Consider the following 19276-nt stretch of genomic DNA (forward strand, 5'->3'; position numbering starts at 1 on the left):
TGTTGCTGGCGTAGTGAACCTATTTAGGTGTTACGATAATTAAATGAGTTGTATTTTTGTAATACATCTGATAATCAGTTATTTAAAAAGTATCTTGTTACAATGACCAACGATTTAACGGATAACCTATTTTCTTTAATTAAATCACTTTCTCCTTCTGAAAAAAGACAATTTTCGTTGTATGTTGGAAGAATTGGTGTGAATTCAGACAGTAAATTTCTTAACCTGTTTAAGGTTTTAAGCAAGCAAAAGAAATACGATGAAAAATTAGTGCTTAAAAACACCAATATCACCAAGCTACAATTATCGAATATTAAGGCTCATCTTTATAAGCAGATCTTAATTAGTTTGCGCCTTAACCCGGCACATCAAAGTATTCCAATTCAGATTAGAGAACAACTGGATTTTGCCATTATTTTATACCGAAAAGGACTTTACAAGCAAAGTTTAAAACTGTTGGATAAAACCAAGGCCACTGCTTTGGCATACGAAGAGAAAAATATTGCTTATGAGATTTTGGAGCTCGAAAAAATCATCGAGTCGCAATACATTACCAGAAGTATTGAAAACAGGGCCGAAATTTTAATCAAGCAAACAGAAGAACTTACTTATCTTAATCAGATTTCCAGTAAATTGTCTAACCTGTCGCTTCAGCTGTACGGTATTTTTTTAAAAATGGGATATGCACGTACTGAAGATGAGGCCATAACGATAAATACTTATTTTGAAACGCATTTACCTGAATATACATTCGCAGATTTAGGATTTAAAGAGAAATTGTGGCTTTTTCAGGCCCATTTATGGTATAGTTTTATTACGCAGAACTTCTTAAATGCTTTTAAATATTCTTCCAAATGGATCGATCTTTTTAATGATAATCCGCATTTAATCCCGGTACATCCTGTTTTTTATTTAAAAGGAAATCATTACTTATTAGAATCGTTATTCTATTTAAACCATACTCCAACTTTCGAGAAGGTTTTACATCGCTTTGAGGATACGCTTAAGAACCCAAAAATTCCTGATGACGATAATATAGCTTCTTTGTCCTTTTTATACTTATATGAAAATAAGCTGAACCTAAGGTTTATGAAAGGCGAGTTTCATGGCGGAGAAACACTTGTCGAAAAAATCGATCAGAAAATTAAACGATTTAAAGGGAAAATCGACGAACATCATATTATGGTGTTTTATTATAAAATCGCATCGCTTTATTTTGGTGATGGTAATAATAAAAAATGTATCGAATATTTAGGGAAAATCATTCATAATAAATCTTTAGAAATGCGAGAAGATTTAATGTGTTTTTCCCGGATCCTGAGTCTGGTTGCGCATTATGAGGCGGGTATGGATTATCATTTAGAGCGCCTTATAAAATCTACCTATAAATTTTTAATCAGGATGAACGATTTGCACGAGGTTCAAAAAGAAATGATCAAGTTTCTTAGGAATCTTCCAGATGTTAGTCCGCTTGATATCAAAGATGAATTTAGAAAGCTTCACGCCACATTAAAACAGTATGAAGATCATCCATTTGAACGCCGTGCTTTTTTATATCTTGATATTATTTCGTGGCTGGAAAGTAAAATCGATAATCGCCCTGTGGCCGATGTGATTAAAGAAAAAGTAAGTGATTACGCAAGATAAAATGCTATAATTTGGTTGAAGAAAGAGCCTATTTAAAACATATCTTCCAATTAAACCTGGCGGTTATTATTATTAGTACGTCTGGTACTTTGGGCAGATATATAGATTTAAGCCCTTTTTTAATCATTTTCCTTAGGTCTTTTATCGCTGTTTGGGCGTTGCTCATTTTTTGTAAGATTAGGGGTTTTAATCTGGGTTTTGCAAATAAAAAAGACCTTCTAAAAGTTTTATTTGCCGGTGTTTTAATGTGCGCTCACTGGCTTACTTATTTTCAGTCGTTAAAATTATCCAGTGTAGCCATTGGGATGCTTTCTATTTATACTTATCCCGTAATCACCACTTTTTTAGAGCCTCTTATTCGAAAAACAGGCTTTAATAAAATACACTTTCTTTTAGGGATTTTGGTCTTAATGGGCGTCTACTTTTTGGTGCCAGAATTTAGTTTAGATAACCAGCAAACCATTGCAGTTTGTTTTGGGGTTGGTTCGGCATTTTTATATTCGCTTCGCAATATTTTAATGAAACAGGAATCTGCTAAATATAATGGTTCGGTATTAATGCTGTACCAGATGTTTGTGGTTAGCGGCTTGTTGTTGCCGGTCTTGTTTTTCTTTGATTTATCGGTTATTCCATCGCAACTGGCGCCTGTTTTAATATTGGGGTTATTTACTACGTCGGTTGGGCACACTCTTTTAGTGAGCAGTTTTAAATATTTTTCTGCCACTACCGCCAGTATTATAAGCAGTGCTCAGCCTATTTATGGTATTGTAATGGGTTATTTTATTCTGAATGAGATTCCATCCACAAATACGATGATAGGCGGAGTATTAATTGCTACCGCTGTTTTTGCAGAAATTTTTAGGAGTTTTAAAAAGTAGCTGAAATTATATAATATTAGCTATTGTTTTTTCTATGCATTTTTTTCGTTATTCCAATCCTGCCGGCAGGTGAAGAGAAGCGGAATGGAGAAATCTTTTCTTAAGCAATGAAAAATTGTTAGGCCTGAAACTAAAAGCTTATGCTAATCGTCAACTTTTCATGATTTCCTCTGAACATGAAGATAATTAGTGAAGTTGTGGTCTACCTTAAAATTGTATGTTTTTAATACGGTAATAATTCCTTTTTAACCTTGAAACCTTCAACTTTTAACTATTATCTAGTTACAAGCCTGCCATAAGGGTTCATCTGGAACTTCAGCAATTACTTTTATAGCTTCTTTTTTAACCGGATGTATAAATTCTAATTTTCGTGCATGTAAATGGATTCCGGCATCTTTATTACTGCGATCAAAACCGTATTTTAAATCGCCTTTTATAGGACAGCCAATGGCAGAAAGCTGACTACGGATCTGGTGATGTCTTCCGGTTTGTAAATCGATTTCCAGTAAAAAATAGTTGTTTAATTCTTTTAAAATTCGGTATTCCAAAATCGCTTTTTTACTATCTGGAACTTCGTTTTTATGGGCAAAAGATTTGTTTTGTTTTGGGTTGCGCTTAAGATAATGTATCAGGGTGTCATGATCTTTTGGCGGTCGGTTTTTTACCACGGCCCAATAGGTTTTTTTCGCATCTTTTTGCTGAAATAATTTATTCAGTCGGGGTAAAGCTTTTGAAGTTTTAGAAAATAAAACGATACCAGTGGTTGGCCTGTCCAAACGATGTACTACGCCCAAATATACATTACCCGGTTTGTTGTATTTTTCTTTAATATAAGATTTTACCACTTCACTGAGTGGTTTGTCACCGGTTTTGTCGCCCTGTACAATATCACCCACACGTTTATTAACGATGATTATATGATTATCTTCGTGTAAAACCTTTAGGTTGTTTTTATTGGAAAGTAACTTATCTGCCAAAATTGAATTTAAAACTTAAAGATAAACAACTAATTTCAGTGAATGCTAATCTGATTATCGGGTAAAATGAGTGATGATCTCCTCATGCTTAGGGAATTCTTTAATTAAAGATGCACGATCCGCTAAAGTAAAATCATTAAAATCAAATCCCGGTGCCACGGTGCAACCTACAAAAGAGAATTGGTTTTGTTCGATAACTTTTGCCGCAAACCAGTAATTTCTTGGAACCACATATTGAGGAACTTCACCGTTTTCCAGATTGCGACCAATTTTTATTTCTGAAAGTTCTCCAGAAGGGGAAATGCTATATAAAAGAAGAGGAGAGCCATCGTAAAAATGCCAAACCTCTTCCTGATTTATTTTATGAAATGCTGAAAAATTCTCTGAAGTCAGCAGAAAATAAATACTGGTAGAATAATGTCGTTCGGTTTTAAAAACTTCAGGTAAAGCATCGGCTTCGATGATATCTGAGCTTCGATAAACTTCTTTAAAGTAACCACCTTCTGGATGAGGTTGTAAATTTAACCGATCGATAATTTTTTCAGCAGTATTCATTCTGTAAAAATCTTTTAAACAAAAGCTTTAATATTGTTCATCTTCAGAAGGAAAATCACCACTTTTTACATCTTCAGCATACCGCTGAAAAGCCCCTGTCATTTCGGTATGAAGATCTAAATACCTGCGTAAAAATCGTGGATGGAATTCCTTGGTCATTCCCAACATATCGTGCACCACTAAAACCTGTCCGTCACAACCATTACCGGCACCAATACCAATAATAGGAATGCTTACGCTCTCAGCAACTTCTCTGGCTAATTTTGCAGGCACTTTTTCTAAAACTATTGCAAAACATCCTAACCTTTCCAAAAGTTTAGCATCAGATTTAAGCTTTTCTGCTTCCTCTTCATCTTTTGCACGAACAGTGTAAGTACCAAATTTATATATAGATTGCGGCGTTAATCCTAAATGTCCCATCACCGGAATCCCGGCATGCAAGATTCGTTTTATAGACTCCTTTATTTCTTTACCACCTTCAAGTTTTATGGCGTGTGCACCACTTTCTTTCATAATTCTTATCGAGGATCGTAAAGCTTCTTTAGGATCACTTTGGTAAGTACCAAAAGGAAGATCCACAACGACCAAAGAACGGTTAATAGCATTTACCACACTTGTAGCGTGATAAATCATGTGATCTAGCGTCATTGGGAGGGTAGTTTCGTATCCGGCCATCACATTACTGGCAGAATCTCCAACCAAAATCACATCGATCCCGGCGCCATCCATGATTTTTGCCATGGAATAATCGTAGGCGGTTAACATAGAGATTTTCTCTCCACGTTTTTTCATGTCAACTAAAGACTTAACGGTAATTCTTTTATATTCTTTTTTAGCAACAGACATTCATCTAAATTTTTATATGCGTAAAAATAGGATTTTAATGAGAGACTAATTAAGATATTGCCAAGAATTTGGAAAGTCAAAGTTTTAAATACGATTTTTAAAATAGAAATTTAAAGAAAAATACAGCGTATATAAAACTGTAATCAGCGTGATGAACCAATTCCATTTTTTTAGAAAAACCTTACTGATGGCAAAAAGGAGAAACCCTACAAATAGTAAGATCCAGGGGAATACATAAGGAATTATACCAGCATGATTAGAACTCGGCGGCATATACGTATTGCATGCGACAAAGAATGTAACCAAGGCGGTGCAACAATAGATTCTGAAATTAAAGCTCCAGTTGTTTAATTTATTCCTCTCGATTTTCATTTTTTTAAATAGAGAAAAAGGCTTTCTAAAAGTTCCCCATCATCACCATGATACTGCCAAAACATGGCACCACCCAGGTTTTCAGTTTTGATAAATTCGGCTTTCTTTTTTAAAGATACAGGATCATCGTACGTAATAAAGATCTGGTCTTTCGCATTCCATAAATAAGGGGCCTGTGCCGCCTCGTCCCAGTAACGATGATATTTCCCGGAACGTAAACTATCTTTTATCGAAGAATAATTTAAAGAAAATGTCTGGCCTTTTGCTGGTTGATATAATCCATTGTTTTTAGGGTTTACTTTCTTCCAGCCGCGCCCATAAAAAGGTGCGCCAATAACTAATTTAGAGGGATCTGCACCAGCCTCGATATAGCTTTTAACCACCTGTGCGGTACTTTGTTTATATTTTTTAGGGTCTGTTTCTGAAGTCGATAAATTGGTATGATGAGCGGTTGAAGTATGCCAATCGTCATGATAATCATAACACATGATATTAATGAAATCCACAACTTTAGCAATTTTATCGATTTCAATATGTTTTAAATAATCCGGTTTAGGAGCAGTAGCTACGCTTAATAAATATTGATTGTTTGTTTTTGCTGAAAAAGAGTCTAATTTTTGCCGAATTTTAGCGAGTAAGAGCGTGAAATTTTCTTTGTATTCTGGCAGAAATGCGCTGGTTTCTTTGTTTTTAGGGTATTCCCAATCTAAATCGATTCCATCTAATCGATAGTTCTGCAAAAACTGAAGCGCACTATTGGCAAATCGTGTTCTGGAACTATCACTACTGGCTACAGAAGGGAAACTTGCTGCATTGGCCCAACCCCCAACCGAAATTAGCAGTTTTAGGGTTGGATTTTTAGACTTTAAGGTATTTAGGGTTTTAAAATGTTTAGGGTCATCTTCATTGGTTATGTTTATTTCTCCGTTTTCAATTTTGGCAAAAGCATAATTTAAATGCGTTAGTTTTTCAGCATGAATAGGATGTTCAGATTTTTCCATCAGGTCTCCAAAAACATAGCCAATAATTTTGTATTCTTTAGAGGTGTGTTGCTGTGCAACAAGTAGATTTCCAAAGAAATATATGAAGAAAAGGAAGGTATGCTTTGCGATTTTCATTAAGCCGATTTTCAAGATTTTTTTAAATTTAGAAAAAATATAGGCTAAGTTTGATAAAGCTGGATAATCTTAACTTTGTTTTATATGAAAGCGATTTTATACGTAGTTTTTCTGTTTGCTTTTAGTGTGGTAAATGCACAAAGTGAAACCGAAAATGTAAAAAAAACGATCGATTCTTTTTTTGATTCTTTCCACGCTCAGGATTCTGTTGGCATGAAAAGTTTTGTCTCCCAAAAGGTAATCATCCAATCGGTAGGAGAGAATCAGCAAGGTGCAGTGGGGATACACAAAACTTCGCTTTCAGACTTTTTAAAGGCAATTGCCAGTATTCCCAAGGAGGTTAGTTTTAAAGAAGAGCTTTTGGATTATCAAATTTCGATTGATGGGAATATGGCCAATGTTTGGACACCTTATAATTTTTATTTTAAAGGCAGATTTAGTCATTGTGGAGTAAATTCTTTTCAATTAGTAAAGATCAACGGTAAATGGCAAATAATTTATATTATTGATACGCGCAGAAAAGAAGGATGTGAATAAAAAGCCATCAAATAAAATAAATGATGGCTTTAATATAAACTTTTGGATTTATTCTTTTTATGGTTTTAGAACCACTCTAAACCGGGCTTCATTATCCATCATTTTCTGGTAAGCATTTTTAACATCAGAAAGCGGATATTCCTCGATCATTGGTTTTGTACCGCTTAAGGCACTAAAATTTAAAGTATCTTCACTATCCATGGCTGTTCCGCTTGCCCAACCTGCAACCGCATTTTTTCCCATGATTAATTGAAATGGAGAAACCGAAAGTGGATCGCCGGTAGCACCAACGATAAGAAGTTTACCGTTTGGTCCCAGCCCATCAACTACACTACTAATTGCTTCACTATTTGGTGCTGTTGCCAAAATTAATGATGCACCTCCTAATTTTTGTAATTCGTCTACAGTATCCTGCTCTTTTGCATTTATAAAATGATGCGCACCAAGATCTGAAGCTAATGATTTTTTATCATCGCTGGTGGAGATGGCAACGGTACGCATGCCCATTTTTGCGGCATATTGAATGGCTAAATGGCCCAATCCACCAATTCCCTGAATAGCGACTACATTACCGGGTTTGATTCCTGAATTTCTTAGCGCATTAAAAACCGTGATCCCTGCGCAAAGTAACGGAGCAGCCTCAGCAGAAGATAACTCATCCGGAACACTGGCAATCGCTTCCTGTGGTGCCGTCATAAATTCGGCATAGCCGCCATCATAAGAAATACCACTAATTTTTGCATTCTGGCAATTGATAAAATCACCACGTCGACAGGGTTCGCATTCAAAACAATGACCACCATGCCAACCCACACCAACACGTTGTCCTTCTTTCCATTGGGTAACACGTTCTCCTACTTGTTCGACGATTCCTACAACTTCATGTCCCGGGATTCTTGGATATTCAATAGGCATCACCCCTTCTTTGGTAATGGCATCGCTATGGCAAATACCACATGCTTCAATTTTAATTAAAACCTCGTTTTCTTTTGGTGAAGGTTTGTCCACATCGACGTATTCAAATTCACCACCTTTTTCTTTTACTTGTACTGCTTTCATCATTCACTTTTTTTACTGACTTAATTTACAAAATCAGATAGTGAAGATTTCTAAGTCTTTGTTAAATAAATATATCGGTGATTTCATCAGCTTTAGAAGAGATAAGTACTACGATACCGTTATTCATTGCATGAAGCAACATAGGCCAATATAATTCCCGATTTTGGACCTTTAATCTTCCGAAGAAATATCCTGCAATGATTCTGGGGAAAATCAGGATAAATAAAATAAGATTAAATTCGAAACCTGAAACGTAATTCCAAACATGCACATAGCCAAAAATTACGGCTGAAAGTATCCAGATTAACCGGTAATACTTATGAAGGTAATATTGGAGTTTTTTCATCTTCTTTTCAGGAATAATCGATTTCAGGAATAAAAAGATGATAAAAACAGTTAATAGGAGTAAACTGTATTTTAAAATCAAATGCGCTTCGGCAGGAATAAAAGGAAGGCTTATAAATAAAATCCACGAACAGATAAAGACCAGGATTTCATTTTGCGAAGGCTTAATGAGACTTCTAAAAAGACACTCTTCCATGATTGGCGCGATGATTACAGCCAGGATAAAAAATACCAACGGATTGTCGGTCATCATCTCATAGATTTCTGTCTGCTGATAACGATCGAAATCTAATTCAGGAAATATCGTATTTAAAACGCCCATTCCCATAAAAAACAGAAAGTAGCACGCCATAGTTAGAAAATAATGACGAAAAAGGTTTTTTATTTTGGAAGCTGGGCTTAATGTGTACAATGATTTTTGCTGTATTTTGCTCGATAATCGAGATGACTCGAAATAAAAAAATAATTTTCTAATAACTACCTTATGGGCTTGCTCTTAGGTAATTTACTGACTCATATAATAATTAATAATTTCTACATCATTAATTATATTATTATTTTCCTTAATGATGCTGAAGCCCTTACGTTCAAAAAATGGTCTTGCCGTTTTACTAACGTTGGAAGTTAGTTGATTACAACCAAGTTCTATCGATTTACGTTGAAGGCCTTCAAATATCTTACTGGCAATTCCCTTCCTCAGGAAATCTTTATGAACATACATAAAATCGATATAATCCTTATCTAAGGATCCAAATCCAACTATTTTACGGTTAATTTCAGCAATTAAAACATACTGGTTAGCCAGCATGGATTTCCAACGTTCTTTATTCTTCACAGTACTCGCCCAGGCTTCAGTCTGTTTTTCGCTGTAATCGCTGTTGGGAATATTTTTGATAGCTTCCAAAAATAAGTCTTGCATTTCTTCCAGATCACTATAATTTGCTTCTCTAACATTTATATTCAAGACACCATATTTTTAAGATCAAAAAATAAATGCATTAGTACGATTAACAGTCACTAAGACTTACTTTTACTGCAAGTCCGCCCTCACTGGTCTCTTTATACTTAGAATTCATATCTTTTGCCGTGTCCCACATGGTAGCGATTACTTTGTCTAATGGCACTTTTGCTTTTGTAGCATCGCTTTCTAGGGCAATTTCGGCAGCATTAATCGCTTTAATGGCTCCCATGGCATTACGTTCTATACATGGCACCTGCACCAATCCGGCAATAGGATCACAGGTTAAACCAAGGTGATGTTCCATAGCGATTTCACTGGCCATTAAAACCTGCGCTGGTGTCCCGCCAAGTAATTCGGTTAATCCACCGGCGGCCATCGCCGAGGAGACACCTATTTCTGCCTGGCATCCACCCATTGCGGCAGAGATGGTGGCTCCTTTTTTAAATAAACTACCAATTTCTCCGGCAACCAGCATAAAACGTTTCATATCTTCAAAAGTAGCCTCATGATTTTCGATGACCATATAGTACATCATCACGGCAGGAACTGTACCGGCGCTACCATTTGTTGGTGCCGTTACCACGCGCCCTAAACTGGCATTAACTTCGTTTACACTTAGGGCAAAGCAACTTACCCATTTTAAGATTTGGCGAAATTTTACTTCGGTATTTCTAATGGCATTTATCCAGCTTTCAGGAGAATCGTATTGTTCTTCGCCAATAAGACGTTGATGCATTTCGAAAGCGCGACGTTTTACACTTAATCCACCTGGTAAAGTGCCTTCAGTATGGCAGCCAATATACATCGATTCCAGCATGGTATTCCATATTTGTTGAAGGCCGGCATCGATCTGCTCATCGTTTCTTAAAGAACGTTCATTTTGCAATACCAATTGAGAGATGCTAAGGTCTTCAGCGTTGCAGTAATCTAAAAGTTGATTCGCAGTTTCTACCGGAAAAGGAAATTCCTCAAATTTATCCTGTTTCTTTTTCGCATTTTTTCGGGTCTTTTTAACTACAAATCCACCTCCTATAGAAAAGAAAGACGACGAGCATTTTTTGCCATTTTTAAGGGTGGCCCTAAAAATCATTCCGTTAGGATGAAAATCCAGAAATTTACGATTGAATTTTATATCGGTTTCAAAATTAAAAGGAAGATCTATTTCTTTATTAAAGGAAAGGATCTTTTGTTCTTTTATTGCTGAAATCTCGGTTTCAATTAGTGAAATATCCATTGTTACCGGGTCGTGACCGCATAAACCTAATAAAGTCGCAACATCTGTAGCATGACCTTTTCCTGTTAAAGAAAGCGAGCCGTAAAGATCGATATGAATTTTTTCTACCTCATTAAATAGATTTTTAGCCTTAAGCTCTAAGATCCATCGTTGGGCAGCACGCCATGGTCCTAAAGTGTGAGAACTGGACGGGCCTACGCCAACCTTTAACATGTCGAATACGCTAATACATTCCATATCGAAAATTTATGCAAACAAATGTATAATTTAAGGCACAGATTCAGAAATAAAAAGTTAGTAGTAACTGCCTAATTATACACAATTGATTGAAGACTCTGCAAAAGTTTCATTGATTTTTCTTCAAAATCGATGTGTTCAACAATGTTTCTGCCAACCTGTCATAAGTTTTTTGCTGGCATAAAGATTGACTTTTAGAGAGCGAAACAATGAATAAAATATTAAATCAACGTATAAAGTTATGAGTAAGATAATTGGAATTGACTTAGGTACAACTAACTCCTGCGTTTCAGTTATGGAAGGTAACGAGCCTACGGTAATCCCTAATGCCGAAGGTAAAAGAACAACACCTTCTGTAATTGCTTTTGTAGAAGGTGGTGAAATAAAAGTTGGGGACCCTGCAAAAAGACAGGCCGTAACCAATCCAGAGAAAACAATCGCTTCGATTAAAAGATTTATGGGAAATAAATTCTCTGAATCTGAAAGAGAAGCAGGACGTGTGGCTTATAAAGTTAAAAAAGGAGATAATGATACCCCTCGGGTAGATATCGATGGTCGTCTTTACACTCCGCAGGAACTTTCAGCAATGATCCTTCAGAAAATGAAGAAAACTGCTGAAGATTATTTAGGGCAGGATGTTACTGAAGCTGTTATTACAGTACCAGCTTATTTTAATGATTCTCAGCGTCAGGCTACCAAAGAAGCCGGTGAAATCGCTGGTCTTAAAGTAAGACGTATTATTAACGAACCAACCGCTGCTGCACTTGCTTACGGTTTGGATAAAAAATCAACTGACCAAAAAATCGCGGTTTATGACCTTGGTGGTGGTACTTTCGATATTTCTATCCTGGAACTAGGTGATGGTGTATTTGAAGTATTATCTACAAATGGTGATACCCACCTTGGTGGTGATGATTTTGATGAAGTAATTATCGATTGGTTAGCAGATACGTTCCAGAAAGCTGAAGATATCGATCTTAGAAAAGATCCTATGGCGTTACAACGTCTAAAAGAAGCTGCGGAAAAAGCTAAAATCGAATTGTCTTCATCTTCTCAAACAGAGATCAACCTACCTTATGTTACCGCTACAGCTAGTGGACCAAAACACCTGGTAGAGACATTAACAAGATCTAAGTTTGAGCAGTTAGCAGCCGAACTAGTTACAAGATCTATGGAGCCGGTTAAAAAGGCGCTTCAGGATGCAGGTCTTTCTAAAAGCGATATTGATGAGGTAATTTTAGTAGGTGGTTCTACCCGTATTCCTAAAATTCAGGAAGAAGTAGAAAGTTTCTTCGGAAAAAAACCTTCTAAAGGAGTAAACCCAGATGAGGTAGTATCTATTGGTGCTGCAATTCAGGGTGGTGTACTAACTGGTGATGTTAAGGATGTATTGTTATTAGATGTTACTCCACTTTCTTTAGGTATTGAAACTATGGGTGGTGTAAACACTAAACTTATCGAAGCGAATACAACTATTCCTTCTAAAAAGTCCCAAACATTCTCTACCGCGGCAGATAATCAGCCATCAGTAGAAATTCACGTACTACAGGGTGAGCGTCCAATGGCAGCCGATAATAAAACGATTGGTAGATTCCATTTAGATGGTATTCCACCAGCGCCAAGAGGAACTCCTCAAATTGAAGTAACTTTCGATATCGATGCCAACGGTATTATCAAAGTAAGTGCTACAGATAAAGCAACCGGAAAATCTCAGGATATCCGTATCGAAGCTTCTTCTGGATTAACCGAAGAAGAAATCGCTAAAATGAAGCAGGAAGCTGAAGCAAATGCTGATGCCGATAAGAAAGCGAAAGAAAAAGTAGATAAGCTTAATGAAGCTGATGGAATGATCTTCCAGACAGAAAAGCAATTAAAAGAGTTTGGAGATAAACTTTCTGATGATAAGAAAAAGCCTATCGAAGACGCTTTAGCAGAACTTAAGAAAGCTTACGAAACTAAAGAAGTTGAAACTATTCAGCCAGCATTAGACAAATTGAATGAAGCATGGAAAACAGCTTCAGAAGAAATGTATAAGGCACAAGCTGAAGCTCAGGGTGGTGCTCAACAAGGAGCAACCGGAGCTGAAGGAGGTCAAGCCGGAGGCGGAGAAGCCAAAGGTGGAGATGATGTAGAAGATGTTGACTTCGAGGAAGTGAAATAAGCTTCATCCAGATATTTGATAAAAAGCCGCTGATTTTTCAGCGGCTTTTTTTGTACGCAACCTTTTAGGATTTTTAGCATCTACTTATAAATCAATCAAATGTTATGATCAGAAAACTACCAATTTTAATAGTAGCAATGTTACTATTTTCATGTTCAGACGATGATGATTCTAATTGTCCCGGTGGAATAAATGAAACTTGGTTTACTAGTTTTAAATCTGAACTGAACGCTAATTGCGGAACTGAAGTATCGATTTTTAGAGGTGATTATGAGGGACAGATTGTTTACTATGAATTAATAACTGATCCTACAGTAAATTTTCAAGCAATAATAACATTTTACGACTGCAGCGGAAATGTTGTAGCCGAATTAACTGCAAAAGAAAGTAATGCGTACTTAGAAAATGAAGGCCGGGATGATATAAAGGTTTTTACCTGCTCTTCTTCAGATTAAACGATAACACAGTGATGTCCACTTTTCCATACTTTAACTCACTTAAATTTACACGCTTTGTACAGATTCTTAGGATTAAAAAACTAGTATCTTTTAAAGAAATACTTAAAAATATCAAATAACTAAATTCAAATTACAAATGAAAAAACTTTTACTTCTATGTCTATTAACCTGTCTTAGCCTATCTTGTAGTAATGATGATGATTCAACAAATTTTAGGTATGAGCCATATAATTTGAGCCTTGGTTCTTTAAGTAATTGTTCAATGCTTGAAGTTGCTTGCCCCAGTGGCGTCACTTGTGACGAGAACTATAGTTATCGTGCTTATAGCTATTCGGATGAGGATTTTCAAATTTATATAAGTTTCGATACAGACATCATTAATAATTTTTCTGAAGAGAGTATTCGTGAAAATTTTAATTATATGAATTTTGTATTTCGTTTTCCAGAGCACTCGAACGAAAATGTTAGCTATTATTACAGTACTCTAAATCCTATCAGAACTTTAAATGAAACTACTGGAGAAGGAGCTAACTTCAGAATCAATAGTTTTGAAAATGGAGTTTTAAATGTAACATTATTTGGGTATACAAATAAGATTTCAAAAACAACTATCTCGGATGATGCAGATTGTTACAGTGGTGACGTTGGTGGTATGTGTGCTGAAACTATTGATGCAGATATAAAATATAGTATAGATTTAAGTTTTTGTTTTGAGTAAGCTTTGAAAAATAATTTTAGATGAGTAAACGTTGATTTTTCAGTGACTTTTTACAGATAACCTCTTTGAGTTTTCTGCATTTACTTAAAAATTAATTAACTATTATGATCAAAAAATTATCAATTTTAGCCTTTACATTTTTCCTGTTTTCTTGTTCAGACGATGATGACAACGGAATTAAAGTAAACCTGGATGATTTTGAAGCAATAACCGAAGACTTTCCTTTTGAAGATCTTCATCCTGCAACGAATTTTGATTATTTTGAGTTGATAAGAGCAATTGTTAATTCTCCAGAAGTACCAAATAATGAATACATTTTGTCTTCATCAGGGGAATTGTGCTCAGCAGAAACCTGTAAAACCAATTTTGAGCAAATGACTGCGGATAGAGGTTTTGGACCCGATTGTTTGCCAGGATCATGTTTTAATTATATAAAAACTCAAAAAAACGATCAATTCAGCGTTATTAATTCTAAAGAAGGATTAAAAGACTTCTTGGGAACAATAGATACTGCTGGCGACGCGCTATTGTGGGTTCGTACTAATGGTTATTATTGGGACTTAAGCGATATTGCTAACGGAGCGATAAAAGAAACCGAGGATGGATTTGAATTAATCATGTTACAAACGGTGAAATACTGTACACCACTCCAGACCAATAGATTTCATTTAAAAATAGATTATGATGGTACTATTTCAATTTTGGCAGAAGAGGTTGCAGAATTTGATAAAAATGCCTGTGTTTAATCCTTTTCTGATGGTTGATTCAGCAAGTCTTGCCTTGATATTATTAAAAAAAGAAATAGCTGCACCAGCTTCTTTATGACTTTATACCATAAAATGATATCCCAGATAAACGGCATTAAAAATCAGCAACAACACAAAACATATTATCGTGAAAATCTTATAGGATTTACCCGGGCGATCTGCTGCTGGCATTTCATTACCCGTAACCAGTTTATAATTAAACCAGGCCAATATCGGGGCAGATAAAAAAGATAAACCGGCGGCAAAATCGACAAGAATGGTAAACGATCCTGAGGTAAAATAAAGGATGCCCAATGAAAGTATGGGGATGATAAATATCGATATTTTATAAAACTGCCAACGCTTTTTCCGATTATCGCTATCAGCTTCATTCGGTTTTTCTGGATGAAAAAGTTCAGAGATTACACGCGGATAAGCATCGGTAACTGTAATTACGGTACTCAGCATAGTTACAAAAGCAGCTATGGCAATCACCGGTTTGCTCCATTGTCCTAAAGTCCTTCCGTAAAGATTAATAAGTTGAGAAGAGAATTCTACGCTATTACTGCTAAAACTTTCTCCGCTTCCAAACATCACCAAAACACCTAGCAGGAAGAACAAAACTCCAATAAAGCAGGCAGATAAATAACCAATATTAAAATCTAAAAAAGCGCTTTTTAAACTGAGCTTTTCATTATTTCCGTGTGCTTTTTCTTTGGTCCAGATCGAATGCCAAACAGCAGCATCTAAAGGAATAGGCATCCAGCCCATAAAAGCTATAATAAAGCCGAGGCTGGCGGTAGTCCATAAAGACGGAACTTCAATGGTTTCTACCGGATCTTTATGAATTCCTAATGCCATACAGACAGCGGCTAAAGTCGCAAGTGTAAGTAAACTCACGATAATTTTCATGCTTTTATCTAACCCCGGATATTTACCGATTAGTAAAAGCGCAATGCAGGCTCCAAAAATGATAAAACTCCATATAAAAGGCGAAAGTCCAAAATTAAAAAGACGTTCGGCTAAACCAGCGGTTACGATCGTTACCGCTGCCTGGATGATAAACATACTGGCTACAGTAATAAATATGAATAGATAATAGGGAATCTTCCCCAGCTGTTTATAACCAGCGATCAGATGTTTCCCTGTTCCCGCAACATATCTTGGGCCAAATTCTAGAAATGGATATTTAGAAATACAGGCCAATAACAACGCCCAAATAAGAATATAACCATAATCGGCTCCTGCTCGGGTAGATTGCACCAAATGTGAAACACCAATAGCGGCACCTGCAAGTAAAAAACCCGGACCGATATTCTTTAAAATTGAAGTCTTTTTTGCTTTTATTGAATTTTGTTGTGGTTGCATTATAGTTCTAAATCAGATTTAGCGAAAATATTTAAAATTATTCAGAAAAAAATGGAAATCTGTTTGTGAGTTGAGTTCTTTAGGAGACAAGAGAAAGGTAGATTAGAATATTGGAATCTTGGTATTTTAGAGGTATATATTATTTTTAGTGACTTGCCGTTGCAAGTGCTAACTAAAGTTTAGGTTTAGTTATCAATAGAAAAGTTTTTCAGCTTTCAGCCCAAAAATAGTCTTTAAAACGAAAAACGTTAATTGATAATTGTTTACTGTTAATTGCTCATCGCTTATTGTCCACTGCGCCTACTAACTGTAACAGACTTCTCGATACATTTTATATCTTCGCTACGCTATACAATAAAACACTGGAAGTGACATTTTTAGAATTTGTCACCTTATGTTTGTGATGATTAGATTTACGTGAAATAATGATTACATTTCAATAGAAAAAGGGAAAGCAATAGAACCAGGCTTTGTCATCTCGACCGAAGTGGAGAGATCTTTTTTGAAACAGAGTAAAGATTTCTCGACTTCACTTCGTTGCGCTCGAAAAGACAAATTTTAATCAAAGTTAGCAGAAAAGCTTTTAAGCTTTCAGCGTTCAGCGAAAAACTGAACATGATTTATTGATAATTGTTTACTTTTAATTGATTGTTTTTCAATACATTATCAGATTTTCAAATCAACTCAGTTTTTCAATAATTTCAGTATTAAATTCGTGTCCGCCGTGGTAGGTTAGGATTTCAAGATTATGCGGAAACAGGGATTTTAGGCGTTCTTCTTCCACTTCAATAATACCTTTTTTTAGATATTCATCTTCTGTTCCGTAGAGATAAGTCACTTTAGTATCTTTCAGAAATTCAAGATCTTCAGCAGTGATTTCAGCAGGAACTTTGCCGGAATGTAAAATCAGTTGATCGCAATTTATTTTCCGTCTAGCTAAAAAACGAGTAGCTACAGAAACACCTTGCGAATAGCCCAAAATGATGAGGTTTGGAACTTCTGCTAAGTTTTCTTCAGCATAGACTTCGTCTAAATAACTCAGCACATTGTCAATTTCACTTTCTGTATTTTCTTTTGTTAACCAGGAAGCGCCTACATGCCGGTAATCATCTTTCAGGTAATATTTGCTTTGGGCTTGTGGAGCAATAATATAGTTTTCGCTCGCATCCAGATGATTAAAATGACGAATAAAATATCGACTTAAATAGCCAATACCGTGGCACACCAGCCATACGTTTTTTGTCTTTTGCGTAAACTCGTTTAAAACACTGTAGGTATTACTAATTTGGTAAGAAAGCTTTTTTTCGCGGCTCATGCTGTAGATTCAATTTTGTACTTTTACAAAGTAATTAATCGTATTGCTATGAACAAAGAGGAAATCCTGGGAATGTGTGCAAAAATGTGTAAAAACACATTAATGGAAACCTTGAATATTGAATTTATCGATGTTGGTGAAGATTATTTAACCGCCAAAATGCCGGTAACACCAAAAGTACATCAGCCAGATGGTGTGTTGCATGGTGGCGCAAGTGTCGCTTTGGCCGAAAGTGTAGGTAGTGCGGCAAGTTATTTATTTTTAGATACCAAAGATTTTGTAATTCGAGGGATCGAAATTTCTGCCAATCACCTTAAAAGTATCAAAGACGGCGATGTTTTTGCCAAAGCCACTTTTATTCATAAAGGACGCACCACACAACTTTGGAATATTCATATTACCGATGCCGAGGATCATTTAATTTCCCTGGTAAAATTAACCACCATAGCATTAGCAAAAAAGAAATCATGATGCAGGCGATGGCGTTTTTTAACACGTTAGAAGACCATAACAATAAAAATTTACCTTTTGTGGCTTATCGAAAACCCGATGAAAATGTGATTAAAGCATTTTTACAGAACGATAAGCAAGTATATAAGACCACTAATTTTGCTGAAAGCGGATTTGTTTTTTCAGATTTCTGCGGAAATATTAGTTTATTAATTCCTGAAGAACATTCTGAAGTTATGACTACAGCATATACAGCAGAGAAACTTATCACTGAAACTTCAGAATATATTCCTGAAATCACGAATTCCCGCGAACAAAAAAAACATGAAGAGCTGGTAGCCAAAGCAATTACCGAAATTAAATTGGGAAGCATGAAAAAAGTGGTACTGGCCCGAAAGGAGCAAAGTCCCACACAACTTTCAGCGCTTTCAATTTTTAAAAATCTGCTACAGCGTTATCCAAAAGCGTTCTGTTATATCTGGTCGCATCCTGAAAGTGGGATCTGGATTGGTGCCACACCAGAGACTTTGGTGAAAGTAGAGCGGAATCGCTTTAAAACCATGGCACTTGCGGGAACGCAGTCGTATAATGGGGAAATTGAAAATGCGGCCTGGACACCTAAAGAAGTGGAGGAACAAAAAATTGTTTCAGATGAAATTGTGCAAAAATTAAAGGATTTTAAAGTCGCTGCCGGATCGATTAATCTCAGCGATCCTTATACCGTGAAAGCCGGGAATTTGCTACATATTCGTACTGATATTTCAGGAACTTTGGAGAATGATAATCTTTCGAATTTACTGGAGAGTTTGCATCCCACTCCTGCCGTTTGTGGTTTTCCCAGAGAGGAAGCAAAGGAGTTTATTTTGGAAAATGAACAAAGCGAACGCGAATTTTACGCCGGATTTCTAGGCGAAATAAATTTAAAACAGGAAGTAAAACGAAATTCGAATCGGCGAAATCAGGAAAATCAGGCTTACGCCAGTATTTTAAAACAGTCGCAGATTTTTGTAAACCTACGCTGTATGAAATTATCGAAAGGGGAAGCCGAAATTTTTATTGGTGGTGGGATCACAGCAGATTCTAATCCAACGGCCGAGTGGGAAGAAACAGTAAATAAAAGTTATACGATCAAGTCGGTTTTAGTGAATCAGGACTAAATCGAAAATAAATAAATTGATTATCCGTAAATACTCATAATTTTTTAATTTTGATTATATTCACCTCAAATTCAATATAATGAATATCTTCACTTTTACAGCTCATTTTGATAGTGAGCAATCCTGTCGTGCGCATT

Annotated in this window: 19 protein-coding genes; 9 read left to right on the forward strand and 10 right to left on the reverse strand. The window is 36.0% G+C overall.

The features are described 5' to 3' along the window. Nucleotides 1-102 precede the first annotated feature (102 nt). A complete protein-coding gene (locus L1967_RS17035) occupies nucleotides 103-1647 on the forward strand; it encodes a hypothetical protein (protein WP_249602709.1) in 1545 nt (514 codons plus the stop codon). A gap of 11 nt (nucleotides 1648-1658) precedes the next feature. Next, entirely contained in the window at nucleotides 1659-2525 is an 867-nt protein-coding gene (locus L1967_RS17040; RefSeq protein WP_249602710.1) for a DMT family transporter, read from the forward strand. A gap of 278 nt (nucleotides 2526-2803) precedes the next feature. On the opposite strand, the gene L1967_RS17045 is transcribed toward L1967_RS17040, so the two are convergent. The 4 genes from L1967_RS17045 to L1967_RS17060 all read right to left on the reverse strand — a co-directional run bounded on the left by L1967_RS17045 (nucleotide 2804) and on the right by L1967_RS17060 (nucleotide 6393). Next, nucleotides 2804-3502: an RluA family pseudouridine synthase gene (locus L1967_RS17045; RefSeq protein WP_249602711.1), complete on the reverse strand. Its 699-nt coding sequence runs from the start codon at nucleotides 3500-3502 to the stop codon at nucleotides 2804-2806. 54 nt (nucleotides 3503-3556) lie between these two features. After that, on the reverse strand, nucleotides 3557-4057 hold the full coding sequence (locus L1967_RS17050) for a cupin domain-containing protein (protein ID WP_249602712.1): 501 nt from the start codon (nucleotides 4055-4057) through the stop codon (nucleotides 3557-3559). Nucleotides 4058-4084: 27 nt separating this feature from the next. Continuing rightward, nucleotides 4085-4903, reverse strand: coding sequence for a 3-methyl-2-oxobutanoate hydroxymethyltransferase (gene panB, locus L1967_RS17055; protein ID WP_249602713.1), 819 nt, complete (start codon nucleotides 4901-4903; stop codon nucleotides 4085-4087). Between the two features lie 368 nt (nucleotides 4904-5271). Next, entirely contained in the window at nucleotides 5272-6393 is a 1122-nt protein-coding gene (locus tag L1967_RS17060) for a glycoside hydrolase family 18 protein (RefSeq protein WP_249602714.1), read from the reverse strand. Nucleotides 6394-6477: 84 nt separating this feature from the next. On the opposite strand from L1967_RS17060, the gene L1967_RS17065 reads away from it, so the two are divergent. Further along, nucleotides 6478-6930, forward strand: coding sequence for a nuclear transport factor 2 family protein (locus L1967_RS17065; RefSeq protein ID WP_249602715.1), 453 nt, complete (start codon nucleotides 6478-6480; stop codon nucleotides 6928-6930). Nucleotides 6931-6987: 57 nt separating this feature from the next. Here L1967_RS17065 and L1967_RS17070 read toward each other — a convergent pair whose 3' ends face one another. From L1967_RS17070 to L1967_RS17085, 4 genes are all read right to left on the reverse strand, one after another. Further along, entirely contained in the window at nucleotides 6988-7992 is a 1005-nt protein-coding gene (locus L1967_RS17070; protein ID WP_249602716.1) for an alcohol dehydrogenase, read from the reverse strand. Between the two features lie 58 nt (nucleotides 7993-8050). Beyond that, the gene (locus tag L1967_RS17075; RefSeq protein WP_249602717.1) at nucleotides 8051-8686 is read right to left on the reverse strand and encodes a CPBP family glutamic-type intramembrane protease; all 636 of its coding nucleotides are present in this window, start codon (nucleotides 8684-8686) and stop codon (nucleotides 8051-8053) included. Between the two features lie 153 nt (nucleotides 8687-8839). Further along, nucleotides 8840-9298, reverse strand: coding sequence for a GNAT family N-acetyltransferase (locus L1967_RS17080; protein ID WP_249602718.1), 459 nt, complete (start codon nucleotides 9296-9298; stop codon nucleotides 8840-8842). 43 nt (nucleotides 9299-9341) lie between these two features. Continuing rightward, nucleotides 9342-10775 (reverse strand): L-serine ammonia-lyase, encoded by a 1434-nt coding sequence (locus L1967_RS17085; RefSeq protein ID WP_249602727.1) that lies wholly within the window; start codon nucleotides 10773-10775, stop codon nucleotides 9342-9344. 232 nt (nucleotides 10776-11007) lie between these two features. On the opposite strand from L1967_RS17085, the gene dnaK reads away from it, so the two are divergent. The 4 genes from dnaK (at nucleotide 11008) to L1967_RS17105 (ending at nucleotide 14849) form a co-directional block, all read left to right on the forward strand. Continuing rightward, nucleotides 11008-12927 carry a molecular chaperone DnaK gene (dnaK, locus tag L1967_RS17090; protein WP_249602719.1) on the forward strand — a complete coding sequence of 640 codons (1920 nt, stop codon included), beginning with the start codon at nucleotides 11008-11010 and terminating at the stop codon, nucleotides 12925-12927. A 104-nt stretch (nucleotides 12928-13031) separates the two neighbouring features. Then, nucleotides 13032-13382: a hypothetical protein gene (locus tag L1967_RS17095; RefSeq protein WP_249602720.1), complete on the forward strand. Its 351-nt coding sequence runs from the start codon at nucleotides 13032-13034 to the stop codon at nucleotides 13380-13382. 139 nt (nucleotides 13383-13521) lie between these two features. Continuing rightward, a complete protein-coding gene (locus L1967_RS17100) occupies nucleotides 13522-14103 on the forward strand; it encodes a hypothetical protein (protein ID WP_249602721.1) in 582 nt (193 codons plus the stop codon). Between the two features lie 104 nt (nucleotides 14104-14207). After that, on the forward strand, nucleotides 14208-14849 hold the full coding sequence (locus L1967_RS17105) for a hypothetical protein (protein WP_249602722.1): 642 nt from the start codon (nucleotides 14208-14210) through the stop codon (nucleotides 14847-14849). An 81-nt stretch (nucleotides 14850-14930) separates the two neighbouring features. Here the strand turns inward: L1967_RS17105 and L1967_RS17110 are convergent, their stop codons facing one another. Next, a complete protein-coding gene (locus tag L1967_RS17110) occupies nucleotides 14931-16217 on the reverse strand; it encodes an NRAMP family divalent metal transporter (RefSeq protein ID WP_249602723.1) in 1287 nt (428 codons plus the stop codon). A gap of 679 nt (nucleotides 16218-16896) precedes the next feature. Then, the gene (locus tag L1967_RS17115) at nucleotides 16897-17532 is read right to left on the reverse strand and encodes an alpha/beta hydrolase (protein ID WP_249602724.1); all 636 of its coding nucleotides are present in this window, start codon (nucleotides 17530-17532) and stop codon (nucleotides 16897-16899) included. A 48-nt stretch (nucleotides 17533-17580) separates the two neighbouring features. Here L1967_RS17115 and L1967_RS17120 point away from each other — a divergent pair, with 48 nt between their 5' ends. Continuing rightward, nucleotides 17581-18003, forward strand: a complete 423-nt coding sequence (locus L1967_RS17120) for a PaaI family thioesterase (protein WP_249602725.1) — start codon at nucleotides 17581-17583, stop codon at nucleotides 18001-18003. Further along, on the forward strand, nucleotides 18000-19139 hold the full coding sequence (locus tag L1967_RS17125; protein ID WP_249602726.1) for a chorismate-binding protein: 1140 nt from the start codon (nucleotides 18000-18002) through the stop codon (nucleotides 19137-19139). Before L1967_RS17120 ends, L1967_RS17125 begins: the two co-directional genes overlap by 4 nt. The last annotated feature ends 137 nt before the right edge of the window (nucleotides 19140-19276 follow it).

This window comes from Zunongwangia pacifica (genome assembly GCF_023499215.1).
In the GTDB taxonomy this organism is placed as follows: Bacteria; Bacteroidota; Bacteroidia; order Flavobacteriales; family Flavobacteriaceae; genus Zunongwangia; species Zunongwangia pacifica.

What these genes read in the sequence shown, in the direction of transcription:
- L1967_RS17035 (WP_249602709.1), top strand. Translation starts at nt 103, where the DNA reads ATGACCAACGATTTAACGGATAACCTATTTTCTTTAATTAAATCACTT.
- L1967_RS17050 (WP_249602712.1), bottom strand. Translation starts at nt 4,057, where the DNA reads ATGAATACTGCTGAAAAAATTATCGATCGGTTAAATTTACAACCTCAT.
- panB (WP_249602713.1), bottom strand. Translation starts at nt 4,903, where the DNA reads ATGTCTGTTGCTAAAAAAGAATATAAAAGAATTACCGTTAAGTCTTTA.
- L1967_RS17060 (WP_249602714.1), bottom strand. Translation starts at nt 6,393, where the DNA reads ATGAAAATCGCAAAGCATACCTTCCTTTTCTTCATATATTTCTTTGGA.
- L1967_RS17065 (WP_249602715.1), top strand. Translation starts at nt 6,478, where the DNA reads ATGAAAGCGATTTTATACGTAGTTTTTCTGTTTGCTTTTAGTGTGGTA.
- L1967_RS17070 (WP_249602716.1), bottom strand. Translation starts at nt 7,992, where the DNA reads ATGATGAAAGCAGTACAAGTAAAAGAAAAAGGTGGTGAATTTGAATAC.
- L1967_RS17075 (WP_249602717.1), bottom strand. Translation starts at nt 8,686, where the DNA reads ATGGCGTGCTACTTTCTGTTTTTTATGGGAATGGGCGTTTTAAATACG.
- dnaK (WP_249602719.1), top strand. Translation starts at nt 11,008, where the DNA reads ATGAGTAAGATAATTGGAATTGACTTAGGTACAACTAACTCCTGCGTT.
- L1967_RS17095 (WP_249602720.1), top strand. Translation starts at nt 13,032, where the DNA reads ATGATCAGAAAACTACCAATTTTAATAGTAGCAATGTTACTATTTTCA.
- L1967_RS17100 (WP_249602721.1), top strand. Translation starts at nt 13,522, where the DNA reads ATGAAAAAACTTTTACTTCTATGTCTATTAACCTGTCTTAGCCTATCT.
- L1967_RS17105 (WP_249602722.1), top strand. Translation starts at nt 14,208, where the DNA reads ATGATCAAAAAATTATCAATTTTAGCCTTTACATTTTTCCTGTTTTCT.
- L1967_RS17110 (WP_249602723.1), bottom strand. Translation starts at nt 16,217, where the DNA reads ATGCAACCACAACAAAATTCAATAAAAGCAAAAAAGACTTCAATTTTA.
- L1967_RS17115 (WP_249602724.1), bottom strand. Translation starts at nt 17,532, where the DNA reads ATGAGCCGCGAAAAAAAGCTTTCTTACCAAATTAGTAATACCTACAGT.
- L1967_RS17120 (WP_249602725.1), top strand. Translation starts at nt 17,581, where the DNA reads ATGAACAAAGAGGAAATCCTGGGAATGTGTGCAAAAATGTGTAAAAAC.
- L1967_RS17125 (WP_249602726.1), top strand. Translation starts at nt 18,000, where the DNA reads ATGATGCAGGCGATGGCGTTTTTTAACACGTTAGAAGACCATAACAAT.